Origin of the sequence: Paenibacillus algorifonticola, from assembly GCF_000971975.1 — a bacterium.
In the GTDB taxonomy this organism is placed as follows: domain Bacteria; phylum Bacillota; class Bacilli; order Paenibacillales; family Paenibacillaceae; genus Pristimantibacillus; species Pristimantibacillus algorifonticola.
In genome coordinates this window covers 75,959-94,486 of record NZ_LAQO01000001.1, presented here as the reverse complement: position 1 = coordinate 94,486, position 18,528 = coordinate 75,959, and the positions used below count along the sequence as shown (strand labels likewise).

At 45.6% G+C, this 18,528-nt stretch carries 14 protein-coding genes; all 14 read left to right on the top strand.

The window, feature by feature from the left end; all coding sequences use genetic code 11:
• The first annotated feature begins 79 nt into the window (after positions 1-79).
• The 14 genes from glgA (at position 80) to WH37_RS07125 (ending at position 18,523) form a co-directional block, all read left to right on the top strand.
• Positions 80-1,537, top strand: a complete 1,458-nt coding sequence (glgA, locus tag WH37_RS07190) for a glycogen synthase GlgA (RefSeq protein WP_046229886.1) — start codon at positions 80-82, stop codon at positions 1,535-1,537.
• Positions 1,519-3,480, top strand: coding sequence for a glycoside hydrolase family 15 protein (locus tag WH37_RS07185; protein WP_046229885.1), 1,962 nt, complete (start codon positions 1,519-1,521; stop codon positions 3,478-3,480). The genes glgA and WH37_RS07185 overlap by 19 nt, the downstream gene beginning before the upstream one ends.
• Before the next feature lie 472 nt (positions 3,481-3,952).
• Entirely contained in the window at positions 3,953-5,398 is a 1,446-nt protein-coding gene (locus tag WH37_RS07180; RefSeq protein ID WP_231594153.1) for a 4-hydroxyphenylacetate 3-hydroxylase family protein, read from the top strand.
• Positions 5,385-5,765, top strand: coding sequence for an NUDIX hydrolase (locus WH37_RS07175; protein WP_082110695.1), 381 nt, complete (start codon positions 5,385-5,387; stop codon positions 5,763-5,765). The genes WH37_RS07180 and WH37_RS07175 overlap by 14 nt, the downstream gene beginning before the upstream one ends.
• A gap of 15 nt (positions 5,766-5,780) precedes the next feature.
• Positions 5,781-6,977, top strand: coding sequence for a M24 family metallopeptidase (locus WH37_RS07170; RefSeq protein ID WP_046229884.1), 1,197 nt, complete (start codon positions 5,781-5,783; stop codon positions 6,975-6,977).
• A 4-nt stretch (positions 6,978-6,981) separates the two neighbouring features.
• Positions 6,982-8,001, top strand: a complete 1,020-nt coding sequence (locus tag WH37_RS07165) for a PLP-dependent cysteine synthase family protein (RefSeq protein WP_046229883.1) — start codon at positions 6,982-6,984, stop codon at positions 7,999-8,001.
• 19 nt (positions 8,002-8,020) lie between these two features.
• Positions 8,021-8,677, top strand: a complete 657-nt coding sequence (pyrE, locus tag WH37_RS07160) for an orotate phosphoribosyltransferase (protein WP_231594152.1) — start codon at positions 8,021-8,023, stop codon at positions 8,675-8,677.
• An 87-nt stretch (positions 8,678-8,764) separates the two neighbouring features.
• Positions 8,765-9,955, top strand: a complete 1,191-nt coding sequence (locus WH37_RS07155) for an MFS transporter (RefSeq protein WP_052736859.1) — start codon at positions 8,765-8,767, stop codon at positions 9,953-9,955.
• 132 nt (positions 9,956-10,087) lie between these two features.
• On the top strand, positions 10,088-10,882 hold the full coding sequence (locus WH37_RS07150; RefSeq protein WP_046229881.1) for a Cof-type HAD-IIB family hydrolase: 795 nt from the start codon (positions 10,088-10,090) through the stop codon (positions 10,880-10,882).
• 288 nt (positions 10,883-11,170) lie between these two features.
• Complete coding sequence (locus WH37_RS07145; protein ID WP_177217903.1) at positions 11,171-12,124, top strand: ABC transporter permease; 954 nt, start codon at positions 11,171-11,173, stop codon at positions 12,122-12,124.
• Between the two features lie 27 nt (positions 12,125-12,151).
• On the top strand, positions 12,152-13,051 hold the full coding sequence (locus tag WH37_RS07140) for a carbohydrate ABC transporter permease (RefSeq protein WP_046229880.1): 900 nt from the start codon (positions 12,152-12,154) through the stop codon (positions 13,049-13,051).
• A gap of 210 nt (positions 13,052-13,261) precedes the next feature.
• A complete protein-coding gene (locus tag WH37_RS07135) occupies positions 13,262-15,049 on the top strand; it encodes a type 2 periplasmic-binding domain-containing protein (RefSeq protein WP_231594151.1) in 1,788 nt (595 codons plus the stop codon).
• Positions 15,050-15,351: 302 nt separating this feature from the next.
• Positions 15,352-17,106, top strand: coding sequence for a sensor histidine kinase (locus WH37_RS07130; RefSeq protein WP_046229879.1), 1,755 nt, complete (start codon positions 15,352-15,354; stop codon positions 17,104-17,106).
• Complete coding sequence (locus tag WH37_RS07125; RefSeq protein ID WP_046229878.1) at positions 17,099-18,523, top strand: response regulator; 1,425 nt, start codon at positions 17,099-17,101, stop codon at positions 18,521-18,523. The genes WH37_RS07130 and WH37_RS07125 overlap by 8 nt, the downstream gene beginning before the upstream one ends.
• Positions 18,524-18,528 lie beyond the last annotated feature (5 nt).

Below are 18,528 nucleotides of genomic sequence, written 5' to 3'. Positions count from 1 at the left end.
GCGTTAAGCTGGGACGTTTCTACAGCGTGCTTACAGTCTCTGCTGGCCAAATTTTTTCGCGAAACAGGAGGAGAAAAAAATGAATATTTTGTTTGCAACTTCGGAGGCCGCGCCACTCGCAAAAACCGGCGGCTTGGGCGACGTTGCAGGCGCTCTTCCCAAAGCATTGGTTAAACGTCAAATCGGCACAAGCGTTATTTTGCCAAAATATGAGGATATCCCCGCAGAATATTTGGAATATTTCGAACAAATCGCCTCTTTTAACGTTTCGTTCAGCTGGCGCAATCAATATTGCGGACTATTTCGCGGAGAAATAGATGGCGTTTGCTATTATTTGATCGACAATGAGTTTTATTTTAAGCGCAGAGGGTTATATGGGTATGGAGACGATCCCGAACGCTTTGTGTTTTTTAGCTTTGCCGTGCTGGAAGCGCTAAGCTTTGTTGATGTGCTTCCTGATGTTATCCATTGCCATGATTGGCAAACCGCGCTCATTCCATTTCTGCTCAAGACGAAATATGCAGCAGAATGGGCGGATATCCGCACCGTTTTCACCATCCATAACCTGAAATATCAGGGCGTACTAGGCATCAAGCAGCTTCAGGATTTAACGGGGGCGGGTGATGAAGCTTTTGGCCCAGCCGGGCTGGAGTTTCATGGCGCAGCCAGCTGTTTGAAAGGCGGCCTCGTGTACGCAGACAAGCTGACGACAGTCAGCCATACTTATGCGGAAGAAATCAAGGGCAGTGAATACGGCGAGCGGCTGGAGGAGCTGCTGCGGCATCGCGAAGGCGATCTTCTGGGCATTGTAAACGGTATTGATGATGAGTCCTATGATCCGATGAAGGATTCGGCGCTGCATACGCCATACCGCAATTCGATTAGCCGGAAACGGAAAAACAAGCTCGATTTGCAGCAGGAGCTCGGACTGCCGGAATCTGAGGAAATTCCGCTCATCGGCATGGTCAATCGGCTCGTAGAGCAGAAAGGGCTGGACCTCATCACCGCCAGGCTCGAGGAGCTGCTGCAGGAAGATGTCCAGCTCGTCATCCTTGGCTCAGGCGAGTGGCATTATGAGCAGCAGCTGCAGCAGTTTGCGCAGCGCTACCCAGACAAAATCGCGGTAAAGCTTGGCTACAATGAGAGGCTCGCTCGCCGCATCTACGCAGGTGCTGATTTATATTTGCTGCCTTCGCGCTTCGAGCCTTGCGGAATCAGCCAGCTCCTTGCGCTGCGCTACCGTGCTGTCCCGATCGTTAGGGAGACCGGGGGGCTAAAGGATACTGTCCAGTCTTTTGATGAATATACTGGTGAAGGAAATGGGTTCAGCTTTGTGGGCTATGATGCCGATGAATATTGGAGTACGGTTAGCAGAGCGCTTCGCGTATACCGGAATCCAGAGGCCTGGAAGCAAATCATAGACAATGTCTCCAAGGAGAACTATAGCTGGAATCGCTCTGCCAAAGCCTATATAGCCGTATATCATCAACTTTTGTTACAGCGAGAGGAGAACAAACAATGCCCCGTCACCTTGTAATTGGCAATGGAAAGCTGTTAGTGAATTTGGATCAAACCTGTTACATCCGCGATATTTATTATCCTTATGTGGGACAGCTCAATCATGTGGGCGGCCACTATTGCCGCTTCGGCATTTGGATTGGCGGCGTCTTCTCCTGGCTGGATGAGCCAGAGTGGAACATTGAGCTTGGCTACATTGACGACTCGCTCGTGACGAACATTATAGCTCGGCATGAAGGGCTTGGTGTTGAGCTGCAAATGAATGATGGCATTCATCAACGCGAATGCATTTATATTAAACGGGTCGTCGTACGGAATTTACGTCATGATGCCCGCGAGGCAAGGCTGTTTTTTCATCAGGATTTGATGATCGACGGCTCGGAGGTGGGCGATACAGCTGCCTATTACCCGGAAAATAACACGCTGTTTCATTACAAGCGCTCGAATTACTTTATGTTCAGCGGATCGAGCGATGAAGGCGGCTTGATGCAATATTCTACGGGCATCAAGCGGTTCCACTCTGCGGAAGGCACCTGGCGTGATGCAGAGGATGGCGTACTAATGGGCAATACGATTGCCCAAGGCTCCGTGGACAGTACGATTGGCCTGAGCGCCAATGTACCGGGCGGCGGCGAAAAAACCTTTTACTATTGGATGTCAATTGGGAAAAACCTGGAGGAAGTCAAGGAGCTTAATCAATACGTCCTCGATAACAGCCCAGAAAAGCTGCTTAGCCGCGTCGTCATTTATTGGAATCATTGGCTGAGAAGAGCGGAGAGCGATTTGGGCGATTTGAATGATAGCATCAGCCGGATGTTCCGTCACAGCCTGCTCATCGTGCGCACGCAGGTGGATGAGCGCGGCGCGATTTTGGCGGCGAATGACACTGATATTTTGCAATATAATCGTGATCATTACAGCTACATGTGGCCGCGTGACGGCGCATTGATTGCCGAATCGATGTCGCTTGCCGGCTACCAGAGCGTTATTGCGCCATTTTTTAATTTTTGTGCAGCAGCGCTTGCACCGGACGGCTATTTGTATCACAAATACAATCCGGACGGAACGGTTGGCTCCAGCTGGCATCCATACATCGTGCAGGGCAGCCAAAGGCTTCCGATTCAGGAAGACGAGACGGCGCTTGTCCTGTTCGCTTTATGGCAGGATTATTTGCGAAATCAAGTCATTGAGCTGCCGCAGTCCTTGTACAGCAACCTGATCCGCAAGGCAGCTACGTTTCTCAGCAGCTATATAGAGCCGGAGCTATCGCTGCCTAAGCCAAGCTATGATCTGTGGGAAGAGCGCTACGGCATCTGGACGTACACCGTCGCATCCGTATATGGCGGCTTAATGGCGGCAGCCTTTTTCACCGAGCTGTTTGGTGATTATGAGCGCAGCGACCATTACCGCAATACAGCCCAGACGATCAAGCGCGGCATGCTGACGCAGCTGTGGGATGAGGAAAGCGGACGGTTTGCGCGCGGACTCATTCAGAAGGACAATGGCTGGGTGAAGGATATGACGCTGGAGAGCAGCATATTCGGCATTTGGGAATTTGGCGTGCTGGCGGTCGATGATGATAAAGTCATTCGGACGATGAATGCGATCAGAGACGGGTTGAGAATCCAGACCGATGTTGGCGGACATGCGCGGTATACGAACGATTATTATTTCCAGCAAACCGGCGACATTGACAAAATTCCGGGCAACCCATGGATTATTTGTACGCTATGGGTCGCCAATTACCAAATTGCTTCTGCACAGAAGCTGGACGATCTGGAAGGGCCGAAGCAGACGCTGCAATGGGTCGTAGATCATGCTTTATCCAGCGGACTGCTGGCGGAGCAGCTCAATCCGTTTGACGGCAGCCCGCTATCGGTTGCGCCGCTCACTTGGTCGCATGCGACATTCATTCAGAGCGTGAGCAAATATGCTGAGAAGTATAAGCAGCTCAAGGGCTAAATATATTATTTTTTTGAATGAAACGGCAGCATCATTTAGAAGAAATTTCGGCAGGAAAAAGAACGCAGCATGTGTTCTTTTTCCTGCTATTTTTTTAACGAGAATCGCATCTGCTCTATTTGGGGAATCTTGTATATATAATCGATATAAATGTAGTATATTTACAAATAATAAAGCGTTTACATTTATGCCGGATCGATGTTGTTTTCGCGATAAATAGATAAAAAGCAGCAGTTTCCTTTAAGGGAGCTGCTGCTTTTTATCGTATTGAAACGGTTTTCAAGCTAATTTCGACAAAAAAAGTTTGTATTCGACAGCTAATTTCGACAGACTTTTTCATAGAATTAAATTACCATTACATATGTAAATTACTATAATTTATCTATTTTTAATTTTTGTTTAATTTTAATGTTTTATAATTTATTTATTAAGGTTTTTATGGAAAAAATTAAAGCAAGAGGTGTTGAACAAAGTGCAAACCTATGAATTTTCAGCTAAAGGTGCCTATTTGAAAAGAATGAAAGGCAGAAATTCTGTTTATTTAAACGGAGTTCAAGTTGACGTAGCGACAAGCCCGGCATTTTCAGGAGCGATTGGTTGTATCGAAAAGTATTATGATTTGCAGGAAGAACAATCAGATATCCATTGTTTTAAGGATGGCAATCAGAATGCCGCAATTAGTCTGCTAGTCCCTTCAACAGTCGAGGATTTACAGCGGAAAAGAAAATCTTATAAGGCTGTAGCGGATATTTCTTTTGGAATGTTAGGTAGAACGCCAGATTTTATCAATGCCGCTTTAGCTACGTTATATGCTCATTCTAAGCAGCTGGGAAGCAATCCGTTTGCTAATTTCTCTGAAAATATGAAAGCTTACTATAATTATGTGAAAGAGAATAACTTATTTGTAGGCCATGGAGCTATTAATCCGCAAATTGATCGATCTTTACCTCTAGGCTCCCAAATTAATGAATATGCAGCTGTGAGAATCGTAAGCCATGATCAAAAAGGAATCGTGGTTACTGGGGCAAAAATGATTGTAACATTGGCGCCAATTGCAGATGAATTGCTCATTTTTAATATGCCAGGGTTAAAGCCGGGTGACGAGGACTACGCGGTTTCTTTTGCTTTGCCTATCGATTATCCAGGCGTGAAAATTATTTGCAGAAAACCTATGGTGAAACCAGTTTATCATCATTTTGATCATCCACTAGCTAATGCTTTTGATGAAATCGATGCTTATTTGATCTTAAATGAAGTCTTTATTCCTTGGGACAAGGTATTCGTGTTCAGAGATGTTGATAAATCGAATTTGTTCTACGATAAAACCTTTGCTCGAAATCATACGGGGCATCAGGGTATTGTAAGAGGATTATCTAAAGCGGAGCTCCTCACAGGCATTTCCATTCAATTGGCGAAGATGCTGAAGCTGGATGGATTTATAAATGTTCAAGAAAAATTAGGAGAGCTAACCTCCTATGTCGAGCTTGTAAAAGCGAGTATTGCATGGAGTGAAGCAGATGCAACTTTAAGCGAAGAAGGGGTCATAACCCCAAGCATTAGCGCTATTCAAGCGATTCGATATAATTTTCCGAAAATGTATGAAACGATGGTTAAAACGTTACAATCGCTTGCCGCTGGTTCCATGTTGTCTACACCGCATTATCAGGATTTTCTTAATTCTGATTTAAGCGACTTGGCGAGTTCTCTTTCTACAGGCGAAACGGATGCTTTATCCCGAACGAAATTATTAAATCTTGCTTGGGATGCATCGGGTGATGGCTTTGGCCAAAGACAGTTAGTCTATGAATTTTTTCATGCCGGAGACCCGATGAGAATAGCTGCTGGACATTTTTTGAATTATGACAAGAGCAATATGATAAATATGGTAGATAGGGTGTTGTTACATGACAATGATTAGCTGTGCCTGCCTTGTAAAACAGGATAACAATAAGCTGCTTCTAGTTAGGGTTAGGGATAACGAGCTTTGGTATTTGCCGGGGGGGAAAATCGAGCCAGGCGAGGACCCGCAAGAAGCGTTAGTAAGGGAATTAAAAGAAGAGCTGAACATAGACATTCAGAGGGAAAGCATTCAACATTTGAGAACGGTAATAGGGCCTGCCTATAAAGAGAATGCCAGCGTTGAATTAATATGTTATACGGCAACCTGGGCTGGAGATATAGTGCCATGTTCAGAAATTAGTGAAGTTGATTGGGTTGATTCAAGTCATTACAGCTTGCTCGCCCCTGCTGTTATAAAGCTAGTTGAGCAATTGGAGTTCGAATAAAACACGAGGTGAACGATGCTGTTTAATACGGAACGATTAATATCAAAAATGAAAGAACATAATCTGTCGGCCATTGTTGCGGCTACAAAAGAAAATATAAAATATTTTACAGGATTTGATCCTGTAGTAAAAATGTTGAACCCTTATTTTGGACAATGCTTCGCAGTCATTACAAGCTGTTCTCCCGATAAGGTTCATGTTGTGCATTCCGTAGGAGAAATTGATCAGATTTTGGATGCCCGCTCCCCAATTGGACATGTCGTAACCTATGGAACCTTTTATCGGGAATATGCAGCAGACACCCCATTAACGGATGATGAGCAGCGATTAAACGATTTATCAAATAATGACAATGGAAACTCAAATGCCGAGGAAGGTCTTGTTGCGTTACTAAATAAGCTTAATCTCGCTAATGAACGAGTAGGGATTGATGAGGATGGCATGAGAGGGAGCCGCTTATCGTTGATTAAAAGTAAACTCCCTCATGTTGAATTTGTTGAATGCTCGGCGGTTATCCGCAGCGTTAGAGCGGTCAAAACAAGCTTTGAAATCGATGCGCTTGCTTATTCAGCGACCTGTATCGAAAAAGCGATTGAAACCGTTATTGATCAACTATATGAGGGCATTAACGAACAGGAAATTGTCAAAATTTTTTCATGCTCGATTGCTGAGCAAGGTGCTTTAGCCACATTGCCGATGATTAAAGTTGGGAGACATGCTGTTGGCGGCCAAAGAAAGCCTAATGCCGATAACCGTTTAATGCCAGGGGATATTCTCTGGTTTGATTGCGACATTGTTTGTGATGGTTATTGGGCGGATATTGCGAGAGTTTTTGCCTATAAGGCGCTTAAACCAGAATACCTGAAATATAATGCGCTGCATAAAGGTCAACAAGAAGCGATAAAAAGGGTTAAGCCTGGGATGAAGGGCAAGGATGTGTTCCATCTGACCATGAATGCTGTTCATGAAGCAGGATTTGAGAGTTATAGAAGGCATCATGTTGGACATGGAATTGGTTTAGAGCCGTACGAATTGCCTATTTTATCTCCAGCTAGCGATGATGTTATTGAAGAAGGAATGGTTCTTTCCATAGAGACACCTTATTATGAATTTGGTCTTGGAGCATTGCATGTAGAAGATCCTATCGTCGTGCTGCAGAGCGGTAATAAAGTACTGACCACGGGCGATAGCCTAATTAAAATTGTGGGGTGACGCAATGATATATAACAATATTACGGAATGTATTGGAAACACGCCGGTTTTAGCTCTAAATGACGAGTTAGTTCCTAAGGGCAAAAGCTTATATTTAAAGCTTGATTACTTTAATCCTAATTTTAGCATAAAGGATCGAACGGCTCTTGGTTTAGTAAAAGCGGCGCTTGCTTCAGGGCAATTAAATCATGACAGTATATTGGTAGAATCAACCTCGGGCAATCTTGGGAAATCTCTCGCTATGCTAGGAGCCGTTTATGGGTTTCGTGTCATTATTGTTGTTGATCCTAAAGTAAGTGAAAGCTTACTGAAGTGGTATCAGGCTTATGGGGCAGAAATTAGTATGGTCACTTCACCGGCAGCGGACGGAGGCTTTCAACGAGCCAGACTAAACCGGGTTCAGGAGCTGCTCCAAAAGTTTCCCAATGCTTACTGGACAAATCAATATGATAATCCGCAAAATCCGCAATATCATTCTCAAACAACAGCATTGGAAATCGTGGACTTGCCGGTAGATTCTATCATTGGAGCAGTCAGCACAGGCGGACATCTTTGTGGAATTGGGAAATATGTGAAGGAGCAGAGGCCGGATGTGAAAATCGTTGCTTGCGATGTAGCTGGTTCGGCTGTTTTCAGAGAAAAATTTTCTCCTTATTTGATTAATGGTGTAGGACTAAGCTGGAGAAGCGATAATACCGATATTTCGGTGCTGGATCAGGTGTGCATTGCCAGTGACCAGGAAGCGATATCGATGTGTCGTTTATTAGCTCGACATCATGGCATTTTAATGGGGGGATCTGGTGGATTGACGGTAGTAGCAGCTTTAGCTTGGCTGAATAATAGTGATTCAAAATCTGCTGTTGCTATTATACCGGATACGGGGATCAATTATTTAGATCAGTTTTACGATGACAATTGGCTTATTGAAAAAAATATAACCCTGCTTGATCGTTCCGAGCTGCAAAACACGATTCAAAATAAAACGTTTGATTCATTAAAAATGAAATCGAATGTTTTATCCTAAACGTTTATAGGGATGGAAGGTGATTGAGATTCGAAATATTAGTAAAGAGTTTGCACAATTTATAGTCGATGATGGCATCATTAAATTTGGTGAGTTCACATTGAAATCAGGAAGATTAAGTCCATATTTTTTTAATTTTGGCTCCTTTAATGATTCTGCGATGTTAGCGCGGCTAGGGAGTTTTTATGCAGACACGATTGTGAAGGAAAAGATTGAATTCGATATCATTTTTGGGCCTGCTTATAAAGGGATACCGATAGCGTTAACTACGGCACTGGCCTTGCATAACAACGAAGCGGGCAATGTAGGTTTTGCCTTCAACCGCAAGCTTCAGAAGCAATACGGAGAGGGCGGAAATATAATCGGCGCTTCTCTAGCGGGCAAAAAGATTCTGGCGGTAGATGATGTGCTTACATCAGGCAGAACGATTAAAGAGACGAAGCAGTTAGTGGAAAATGAGGGCGGGATATTAACTGCATTTCTAGTGGCATTAGATAGAGAAGAAAAAGGTTCCGAAACGGCATTGTCCGCATTGGAGGAGGCGAGCAAAGCCTACAATGTAAAAATATACGTCGTAGCTCGTATAACCGATGTTGTAGCCTACATGTCCGATGTTGCCGATAAAGAGCAAAATGTGACAAAAATCAAGGAATACCTAAATGTGTATGGGAAATAATGAATCAAATGAAAAGAAGTCATTTCAGCATAAGATTGGCTTCTTTTTTTTGCAGTACGACAAACTAGCATAGGATAGAGGATGACCATGGGTAAAGTAATGATTCAAATTAAAGCTTTAAATTTTTTAGTATTTTCGACATTTGCCATTCTTCTTCCCTACCTTCCGTTACTGCTTGCAGAGAGAGGCTTTAGCATAGCTCAAATTGGGCTGTTGCTTATGGTAGGCCCTTTTTTTGCGATTTTTCTTCAGCCAATCGTAGGTTTCATTAGCGATAAATGGCATGCTGTAAAGAGGATTTTATTGCTTTTATGGTGCTTGACAGGAATTAGTGCAGTTGGCTTGTTTTATATAAGCAGCAAGCTCTTTTCGGTTATTTTTGTCGTGTCTTTGTTTATGTTTTTCCTTTCCGCGATTCCATTGGTAGATACGCTGACCGTAAAAATTGCCGAAAATTTTAAAAGTACATACAGTACGATCAGATTGTGGGGTTCCATTGGCTTTTGTATGGTCGCTGTATTTCTTGGCGCTTATTTTGAGCTTATTGGAGGATTAGATGCCTTAATAAAAATCTATTTTCCCATTTGGCTTGCCGCAATAATCATCTTATTTAATCTAAATGAATTTACCGGCAAAGATAATAGTCGTTTTAATTGGAGAGACCTTGTGCAGTTAATAGGTAATAAAAGAATATTTATCTTTTTGATTTTTTTATTGTTTTTAGCGGTGCCTCATCGAATGAATGATGCTTTATTTTCCATATACTTTAAAGAAATGGGCGCAAACGATTCTATGATTTCGTGGGCATGGGCCATCATTGGTTTGAGTGAAATCATTGGCTTTTATATGTCGGCTAAATTATTGAAATTGTTCCACCCCCTAAAGTTGATCATTGCGGCTTCTTTGTTTTATATCATTCGATGGGTTTGTTATGTGTATACGACCGAGCCTTATATCATTTTAGTTTTACAGTTGTTTCAAGCGATAACCTATAGTCTATTTTGGGCATCAGCCGTAAATTATATGGTTTTAGTTGTGCCGAAGCAGTTTAGGACAACGTCCCAATCGCTGCTGGCTATGATATTTTTAGGCGTGTCAGGCATTTTGGGAGGATCAATAGGTGGTGCGGTTCAGCAAAATTATGGCGGAAATTATATGTATGTATTTGCTGCATTGTCCGTGTTTATAGCTTTAGTTGGGTTTTTCGCTTTAAGAAAACAAGTGGATTCGGCTGTCATAACCTCAAAAGAAGAGATAAAGAAGAAATATGCAGGTTGATTTAATAATAGTGGAAATTTATGAAACTTTTATATATAATGGTTCAAGCGTAAATGGAAATTTGAGGCCACTATTGGAAGTCGAAAATGTACACACTAGAAATAAGGACTAACTGGAGGGAATTTTTCAGCAATGTATAAGTTGATCGCAATTGATATGGACGGTACCTTATTAAATGATAATCATATTATTTCCGAAAAAAGTATAGAAATCATTAAGGAACTTTCCTCATTAGGCTCTGAAGTCGTATTATGTACGGGCAGAGGGCCGACAAGCACAAAATTTTATACGGATATCATTGGCATAAATGGTGTGGGCATAACGTTCAATGGAGCGATTACGATCGATTTTGAAAATAACCAGATTATTAATCAATATGCGATAAACGCTCCTCAACTTGAAAGCTTTATGAGCTATTGCCGAAAACACCAGATTCATTTTGATATTAACACGCCGTTTGATCTTTATGTTGATAAAGTGGAGCAGATGAGTAAAGAAATAGGTGATATATACGCCAGTTTTTATATTCATCCTAGATCGCTCCCGCAATTTGATAGTCTTGCAGATCCGTTAATTAAATTCACCTGTATCGGTACAAGTGAGCAATTAAATCAATTGCAAATTGATTTAAGCCTGTTGAGCCAGGAGCTCAATATTACAAGATCGGCGGATACCTTTATAGATGTTTTGAATATTCAAGCTGATAAGGGTAATGCCTTGAAAAACTTAGCCGAGCTGAGGGGGATAAAGAAAGAGGAAATTTTAGCGATTGGAAACTACTATAATGATATAACGATGCTAGAATCTGCTGGGCTTGGTATCGCGATGGATAATTCTCCGGAAGAGTTAAAGCTTTTGGCAGACGATATTACGTTGTCAAATAATGAGGATGGTGTGTACCACGCCTTGCAAAAATATTGTTTTTAAAATTTTCAAGCCACATGGGAGTGTAAAACGCCATGTGGTTTTTTATTTTGTCGGCAGGCCAGGCAGGAAAAGGTAAGAATTTGGTTCACTGCAGGGGGAATTTCGTGCAAATATCCCAAACGACTTTCTCTCGAGCTGAAACAGCTGTCACTCTCTGCTGAAGCGCTATTCACGCTAAACTAAAGGCAAGATCAACCGCTGGGTACTGGTGGATTCATTTTCGAGTAAGCGCTTACTCGAAGCGGGAAGCCTGGCATGCGGTTGCGACATCTTTACAGGAGGGATTACATGAAGGCGGCTATCCGTCCGCAAAGCTCGATGTCTCGGCGAAGCGGCAGCTTGATACCGGACAAATTCCGTTTATTTTTATTTGCCTCTCCGTTCCTCGTGCTGATTTTATTGTTTAGCTACTTTCCGCTATACGGCTGGTTATATTCCTTCTACAATTATCGGCCAGGTTTTCCGTTATCGGAGACGCCGTTCGTCGGCCTGCAATGGTTTAAGGCGATTTTCTCCAACCCGACCCAGACGCAAGAGGTCATGCGGGTGATGCGCAATACGCTTGCGATGAGTACACTCGGCATTTTAACGTCGGTGTTCCCCGTTATTTTTGCTATTATGCTCACTGAAATTCGTACAACCTGGTATAAGAAAACGGTACAGGTGCTCACGACGCTGCCCAATTTCATCAGCTGGGTGCTTGTTTATTCGATAGCCTTCATGATGTTTTCGGTAGATAGCGGCGTCGTCAATAAATGGATGATTGCCCTAGGTTTTCAGGAAATGGGCATTAACTATTTGGCGCAGGACGACCATACTTGGCTGGCGATGACGCTGTGGGGCTTGTGGAAAGGGCTGGGCTGGGGCGCCATTATGTATATCGCAGCCATTTCCTCCATTGACCAGGAGCAATATGATGCGGCAAAGGTAGATGGTGCGGGCCGTTTCCGGATGATCTGGCATATTACCGTTCCGGGGCTGATGCCGACGTATTTTGTACTGCTGCTGCTTTCCATCGCTAATTTCATTAACAACGGCATGGAGCAATTTTTCGTCTTCCAAAATGCGATTAACAAAGATCATATCGAGGTGCTTGACCTGTATGTGTACAACACGGGAATGCTCGGCTTCAACTTCTCGTTTGCAACGGCGATCAGCATGCTCAAATCGATTATAAGCATTGTCTTGCTGTTTTTCGCTAATCAGTTATCCAAAATCGTCCGCGGGGAATCGATCATCTAACTTGAACGAGAGGAAAGGAGGAGGCGCATGCACACGCAACGCCGGCTTGGGGACTGGTTGTTCCATATTTGCAACTATGGATTTTTCACCTTGTTTACGCTGCTTTGCCTGTTTCCCTTTTATTACCTGTTTATTAATACGATCAGCAGCAACGATCTTAGCGCCAGGGGACTGGTTACCCTGTACCCGAAAATGATTCATTTTGACAATTATATTCAGGTGCTGCAATTAAAGGGCTTGGCGCAGGCGGCACTTGTATCGGGCGGCAGAACGATTATTGGCACGCTGCTCACCGTCGCGGCTTCGGCCTTTCTCGGCTATTTATTTACGAAGCACAAAATGTGGGCCAGAAGCTTCTGGTACCGTTTTGTCATCATCACAATGTATTTTAATGCGGGCATCATTCCGTGGTACATCATTATGATGAAGCTGAATATGACGAACAACTTTTGGGCGTATATTTTGCCAGCGGTCGTTTCGCCGTTTTATGTCATTCTCGTCAAAACGTTCGTGGAATCGATACCGGATGTGCTGGAGGAGTCGGCGGAAATGGACGGGGCGGGCTACATCGTTATTTTCAGCAAAATCATTATGCCGCTCATTACGCCGATTGCGGCCACAATCGCGATTTTTTCGGCGGTCAGCCAGTGGAACTCCTTTATCGATACCGTGTTCCTAATGACAAACAGCAAGCTGTTTACGCTGCAATTTGTACTCTACAAGTATTTGAACGAGTCGACATCGCTCGCCGCGATTATTCGCAATTCCCAAGGCGCGGTAGGCAATATCGACCTGACGAACAAGCAGACAGCGACCTCCATACGAACGACGGTTTCGATGATTGTCATACTTCCGATTTTGTTCGTTTATCCGTTTTTCCAGCGGTATTTTGTCAAAGGCATTATGATTGGCGCTGTAAAAGGTTAGGGGCCAGGTGGCTATGAGCGATCAGCCATGTGCATGCATGGAAGGGGGGTGGCCTGCCGTAGTCGGAGGTCGAGCATAAGCATGAAACAAGGTGAAACGGCTGTCGCCGTCCTTTGGTGGCGCGGCGCATTTCAGTCCGAGAAATATAAGCCTATTTATAGGTGTAAAACTTATAAATGCTTATATTTTAAAAAAAGGGAGGCAACTGCATTGAAATCATTGCGTAAAACATTTTCCTTGCTGTTAGCGACGACGATGCTGATCGTATCGACAGCAGCCTGTACATCGGGCACAAACAATGGAGCGGGCAGCACGGCCAGCACGGCGCCATCTGCGGGAGGAGCAACCGAGACGGCAGGCAGCAGCGAGCAAGAAGAAATTACACTTGATGTGTTCTCGATGCTGTCCAATTTCTCGGGCGAGCAGACAGGCTGGTTTGCCAAAGTCATTAAAGATAAATTCAATATTAATTTGAATATTATTGCTTCGAACCTCGAAGGCGGCGGCGACGTCAAATTCGCTACGATGATGGCAGCAGGCAACCTCGGCGATTTAGTTATTTTTGGCGATGACGGCCAGAAATATTTGGATTCGATTAAAGCAGGCATGCTCGTGGACTGGACGAAGGATGGCTTGCTGGACAGCAAAGGCCAAAATATTTTGAAATATGCACCGAAGGCGATTGAGAAAAATAAAGCGAACTTTGGCGGCGGCTCAAGCGTCTACGGCATCGGCTTCGATGTTGGCGACGACAAGCCAGGCCCTTCGGAAGCGAAGGATTTGACCTACAACCCGAATCTGCGCTGGGACTTGTATGAGAAGCTGGGCAGACCGGAAATCAATACGATGGAGGATTATTTGCCGGTACTCAAGCAAATGCAGGAGCTGGAGCCAACAAGCGAATCCGGCCGTCCGACGTATGCGTTCTCGATGTGGGCGGATTGGGATGGCAATATGATGGTGCTGACGAAAGCATGGGCAGGCATTCACGGCTTTGACGAAGGCGACGGCTTTAACCCTGGCGGCTTCTCGCTCGTTTCGGCCGACAAGGACGAATATCAAGGCGTGCTGGATGAAGACGGCTATTACATGCGCGGACTCAAGCTTTATTTTGACGCCAACCAAATGGGGCTTGTCGATCCAGATTCCATGACGCAGAAGTTTGAGGATGTTGTGAATAAAATGAAGGACGGCCAGCTGCTGTTCACGTTCTTCCCATGGCTCGATGATACGTACAATACAGCTGAGCATATGGCAGAAGGAAAAGGTTTTGCGCTCGTTCCGTTCAAGGAAGAGCGGACGTTCTCCTATGGCTATGACCCTTATGGAGGCAACCGCGTTTGGGCGATTGGCTCAAAAACGAAGCACCCCGATCGCGTGCTGGAGCTCATTGATTGGCTGTACAGCCCAGAAGGCAATATGATTTCCTCCAATGGACCAGAGGGTCTGGGCTGGGAGCTGAAGGATGGCAAGCCGGTTCTGACTGCGTTTGGCGAGCAGGCCCTTCCAGCAAATGATACAGCTGTACCAGAAGAGTTTGGCGGCGGCACGTGGAAGGACGGCATGAGCCAGCTGAACAATTCTACCTTCAAAACTACGAATATTAACCCTGACAATGGCGAGCCTTACGATTATAATCTATGGAAGTCAACGCTTGAGAAATCGCCAACGAAGCTTGATCAAGACTGGAGAGCAGCGATGGGCGGCGCTCTGACGGCTAAGGAGTATTTGGAGAAAAATAATCAGCTGGCCATTATGCGTCCACTGTTCACTGGAACGCCACCTTCCGTCATCAGCGATGAGCTGGAGCAGAAGCGCGGCCAAGTGGCACAGGTAATCAAGCAATTTTCGTGGAAAATGATTTTTGCGAAAAATGAAGCCGAGTTTAATAAGCTGCGCCAGGAAATGCTCGACAAGGCGAAGGGCCTTGGCTATGATGAGGTGCTGGCGTGGAACGTCGAGCAGAATAAGAAAGTATTCGGCTACCGCAAGCAGTAGACAGAAGGTAATAGAGGCATAAGATATAAAGGTCTTAGGGTCTAATCGTTGAATAGTTTATGGCCCCGCCAACTGGCGGGGCTAATTACGTCCTGCGGCAAATGTGGGTTTGGGCGATTCATGATTGAATGAGACGAAGACTAAATCCGGAGGCAAGGAAAATCGCGAAAAGCGTCCATTCCCCCCTTGCATAAATGGCAAGCCAATCGTAAGATAATAACAAGATTTTCTAACTCTAGTAAATGACCGTCAAAAATATAACTCTGTCAGCGACATGTCCGAAAGAGAGGTGTCAGCCCGCGATGTTAGCACAACAGCCGGCGCTTCACAACCGCTTTGCGGCCCGTTCCTTGCGGCGCACATTAATTTTTTATGTGATGCTGGGCTGCCTGCTGCCGCTCGTACTGGTCGGCTTTCTGACGTATTCCTCCATCTATGCGATCTTCTCCAACAAAATTCAAAGCGGAATTAGCGCCAGCCTGGGCCAAGAGGCGGTTAATCTTGAAAACGCTATCAACAATCTTGATTTTGCCTCCAAGCAGTTTGCGCTTGACGGTCAAATCGTGGACGAGGTTTCCGATTTTTTGCAGGAGCGGCAAATTTCACGCAAATCACAAATGATGACCGCCATTGATCAAAAAATCAATCTGGTTAATTTTACGAATCCCTATTTGGGCTTGACCGCTTACATTATGCCAGGCGAAGAAAATCCGGTGCTGTTTTCCAATTTGGCAATGAACCCGAACTTTGACAGCAAAGTGCTGCCTTTGTTTATTCATTATAATGGCGCGGATTATTATGGGCCGCATCAAACGCAGTACAACTCCAGCAACAATATGGTGTTCTCCGAGCAGCGGATCGTTCGTGTAGGCGGCGAGCAGAAGCTGTACATTTACTTGGAAACAAATTACAATTTATTTCGCAGCATTTTGCAGCAGCAGACCTACGGCATGAAGGTTACGCATGTGCTTGTCAATGAGCAGGGCAGCATGACGTATATGGAGGATGAGAGTATGCCGATGCAGGTGCGGAAGGCGGTAGATGCCGGTTTCCCCGAGCTGCATAAGGAGGTGGCGGACTATCATTTGTTCCGTTATCCGAGCGCACAAGGCTGGCAGCTTATAGCCGTCGTCAGCAAATCAGCTTTCAACAGCGAAATGTATGCCTGGCTTAGCAAAATGCTTGTGCTGGCTTGCTCCACGCTCGTCTTCGCACTGCTGCTGGCGCTGTTCATTTGGAAGCAAATTTATCGTCCGCTGCGCAAGGTCAATGTAGAAATTGTGCGTATGGCGGAAAACCGCACAAGCCCGGTTTCTTTTACCAATGTCGAGGAGTTCGACTTCGTTCTTAACAATTTTCAAAATATGAAAACGACGGTTAATGATTTGATTGCCGAGGTGGCCTACAAGGAGAAGCAAAAGGGGCAATTTGAAATTGAAAAGCTGCTGAGCCAAATTAATCCGCATTTTTTGCATAATACGCTCAATACGGTGCAGTGGCTGGCCCGGATGAACGGGCAGAAGGAAATTGATAAGCTGGTCACGCTGCTCGTCAAGGTGCTGCATTATAATTTGGGCAAGCAAAGCTTGATCGTAACCGTTAATGAAGAGATTGAAGCGATGACGAATTATATGGAGCTGCAGCGCATTCGTTATGATTATGAATTCGAATTTCAGCTCAAGGTTGCAGGTGGGGTGCTGCAGGTTGCAGTTCCGCGTTTTCTGCTGCAGCCGCTCGTCGAAAATGCTATTTATCACGGAATGAGCGACCGTACGGGGCGCATCGTTATTACGATTGAGCCTGTAGGAGATACGGAGATGCTGCTGCGGGTAGAGGACAATGGCTCCGGCATTGAGCCGGAGACGATTGCGAAGCTGCTGTCCGGTGACGACAGCAAGGCGAAGCGCGGGCTTGGCATTGGACTGTCCTATGTGAACCGGATGCTGCGGCAATTTTATAATGAGCAGATGCAATTTCGCATTGAGAGCGAGCTGGGACAAGGAACGGTAGTGACCATCGTGATTCCACGTAAAACGAAGGAGGAGTTCGATGATTAAAGCGATTGTAGTCGATGATGAACGGCTGGTGCGCAAAGGCTTTATTTCGTTATTCGACTGGTCGATGTTCGGCATCTCGATCGTTGGCGAGGCGGCGGACGGAAAAGCAGCATTGGAGCTATTGGAGCATACGGAGGTTGATCTCGTATTCACCGATATTACGATGCCGCAGCTATCCGGCTTTGAGCTGATCGAGCAAATTAAGCAGCGTTTTCCCGCTATTCGCAGCGTCGTGCTGACCTGCCATCATGAGTTTGATTATGTCCAGGAGGCGCTGCGGCTTGGAGCGATTGATTATATTGTGAAGACGCTGCTTGAGCCCGATAAAGCGGATGAAGTGATGCACAGAATCGCCCAGCGCTTTCGGTGGGAAAGCAGCTTTCGAGCGGGGGCGGAGCCGAGTGGCACTTCGGAGCGTTTGAAGGCGGATGCCGCGCTGGTGTGCTATCTGCTAGAGGAAGGGGCAGGGAAAGACGAGCTGTGCCGTCTGCCTGCCTTGAAAAATTTTACACTGCTTGAGCTGAATGGACTATGGCTGATCCCGCTGCTGCATCTGACCCCGGATCCGGAATGGAAGCGGGAGATGGTCCAGCTGTTAAAGGGCAGATTTCACTATGCCATCGTTACGGGGCTTCAAGAGAAGGAGCTGGCAGATGTGAAGCGTTTGCTGGAGGAATGTTTTGCTTCCGTGATGTTTTACAAGGTGTCCGGCCAGCACGATATGGTTCAAATGAGCTTTGCCGAGCTGCAGCAGTTTACGGCTCCAGCTGATCAGGAAGGGCAGCTTCTGCTGCTTGACGCTGACATGGCTGATCTGCGCTGGGCGCTCTACCCCGCTGCTTGGGAGACGTTTATAAGCCGCTTGGAACAGCTGAGGGCGAGCGAGGAGCAGCTTATGCAATTTGGCCAAAGCTTATGCCAGAGCTGGGCCGCGCTGCTCATGCATCCAAATGAGGCGGAAACGCTTCGCGTGGAGCTACGGCGTTCGCGTTCCTGGCAGGACTTTAAAAGCTGGCTGCGCCGCTTCTCGGATTATGCCCAGCGCAGAATGCTTGAGCTGTCGCTTTCCAAAGAGGTGTTTCAGTGCATGCTGCGGGCAACGGTCCACATTCGCCGTGAAGCGGCCGGCAAGCTTAATCAGGTTGATGTGGCGGATTATGTGAAAATGAGCCGAAGCTATTTTAGCGGCTGCTTTGCTCGTTTTGCCGGGATGCCCTTTGGTGTCATGCTTCGCGGCATAAGAATGGAGCGCGCGAAGGAGCTGCTGCTCACGACAGAAATGCCAGTCTACGAAATTGCTTGCGCTGTAGGCTTCGAGGATGATAAATATTTCAGCAAGCTGTTCCGAGAGCTGGTAGGCAGCTTGCCTAGCGAGTTTCGAGCCGAGCGAGTGCGAACGGGCGGTTATTTGAATTAGCGTAA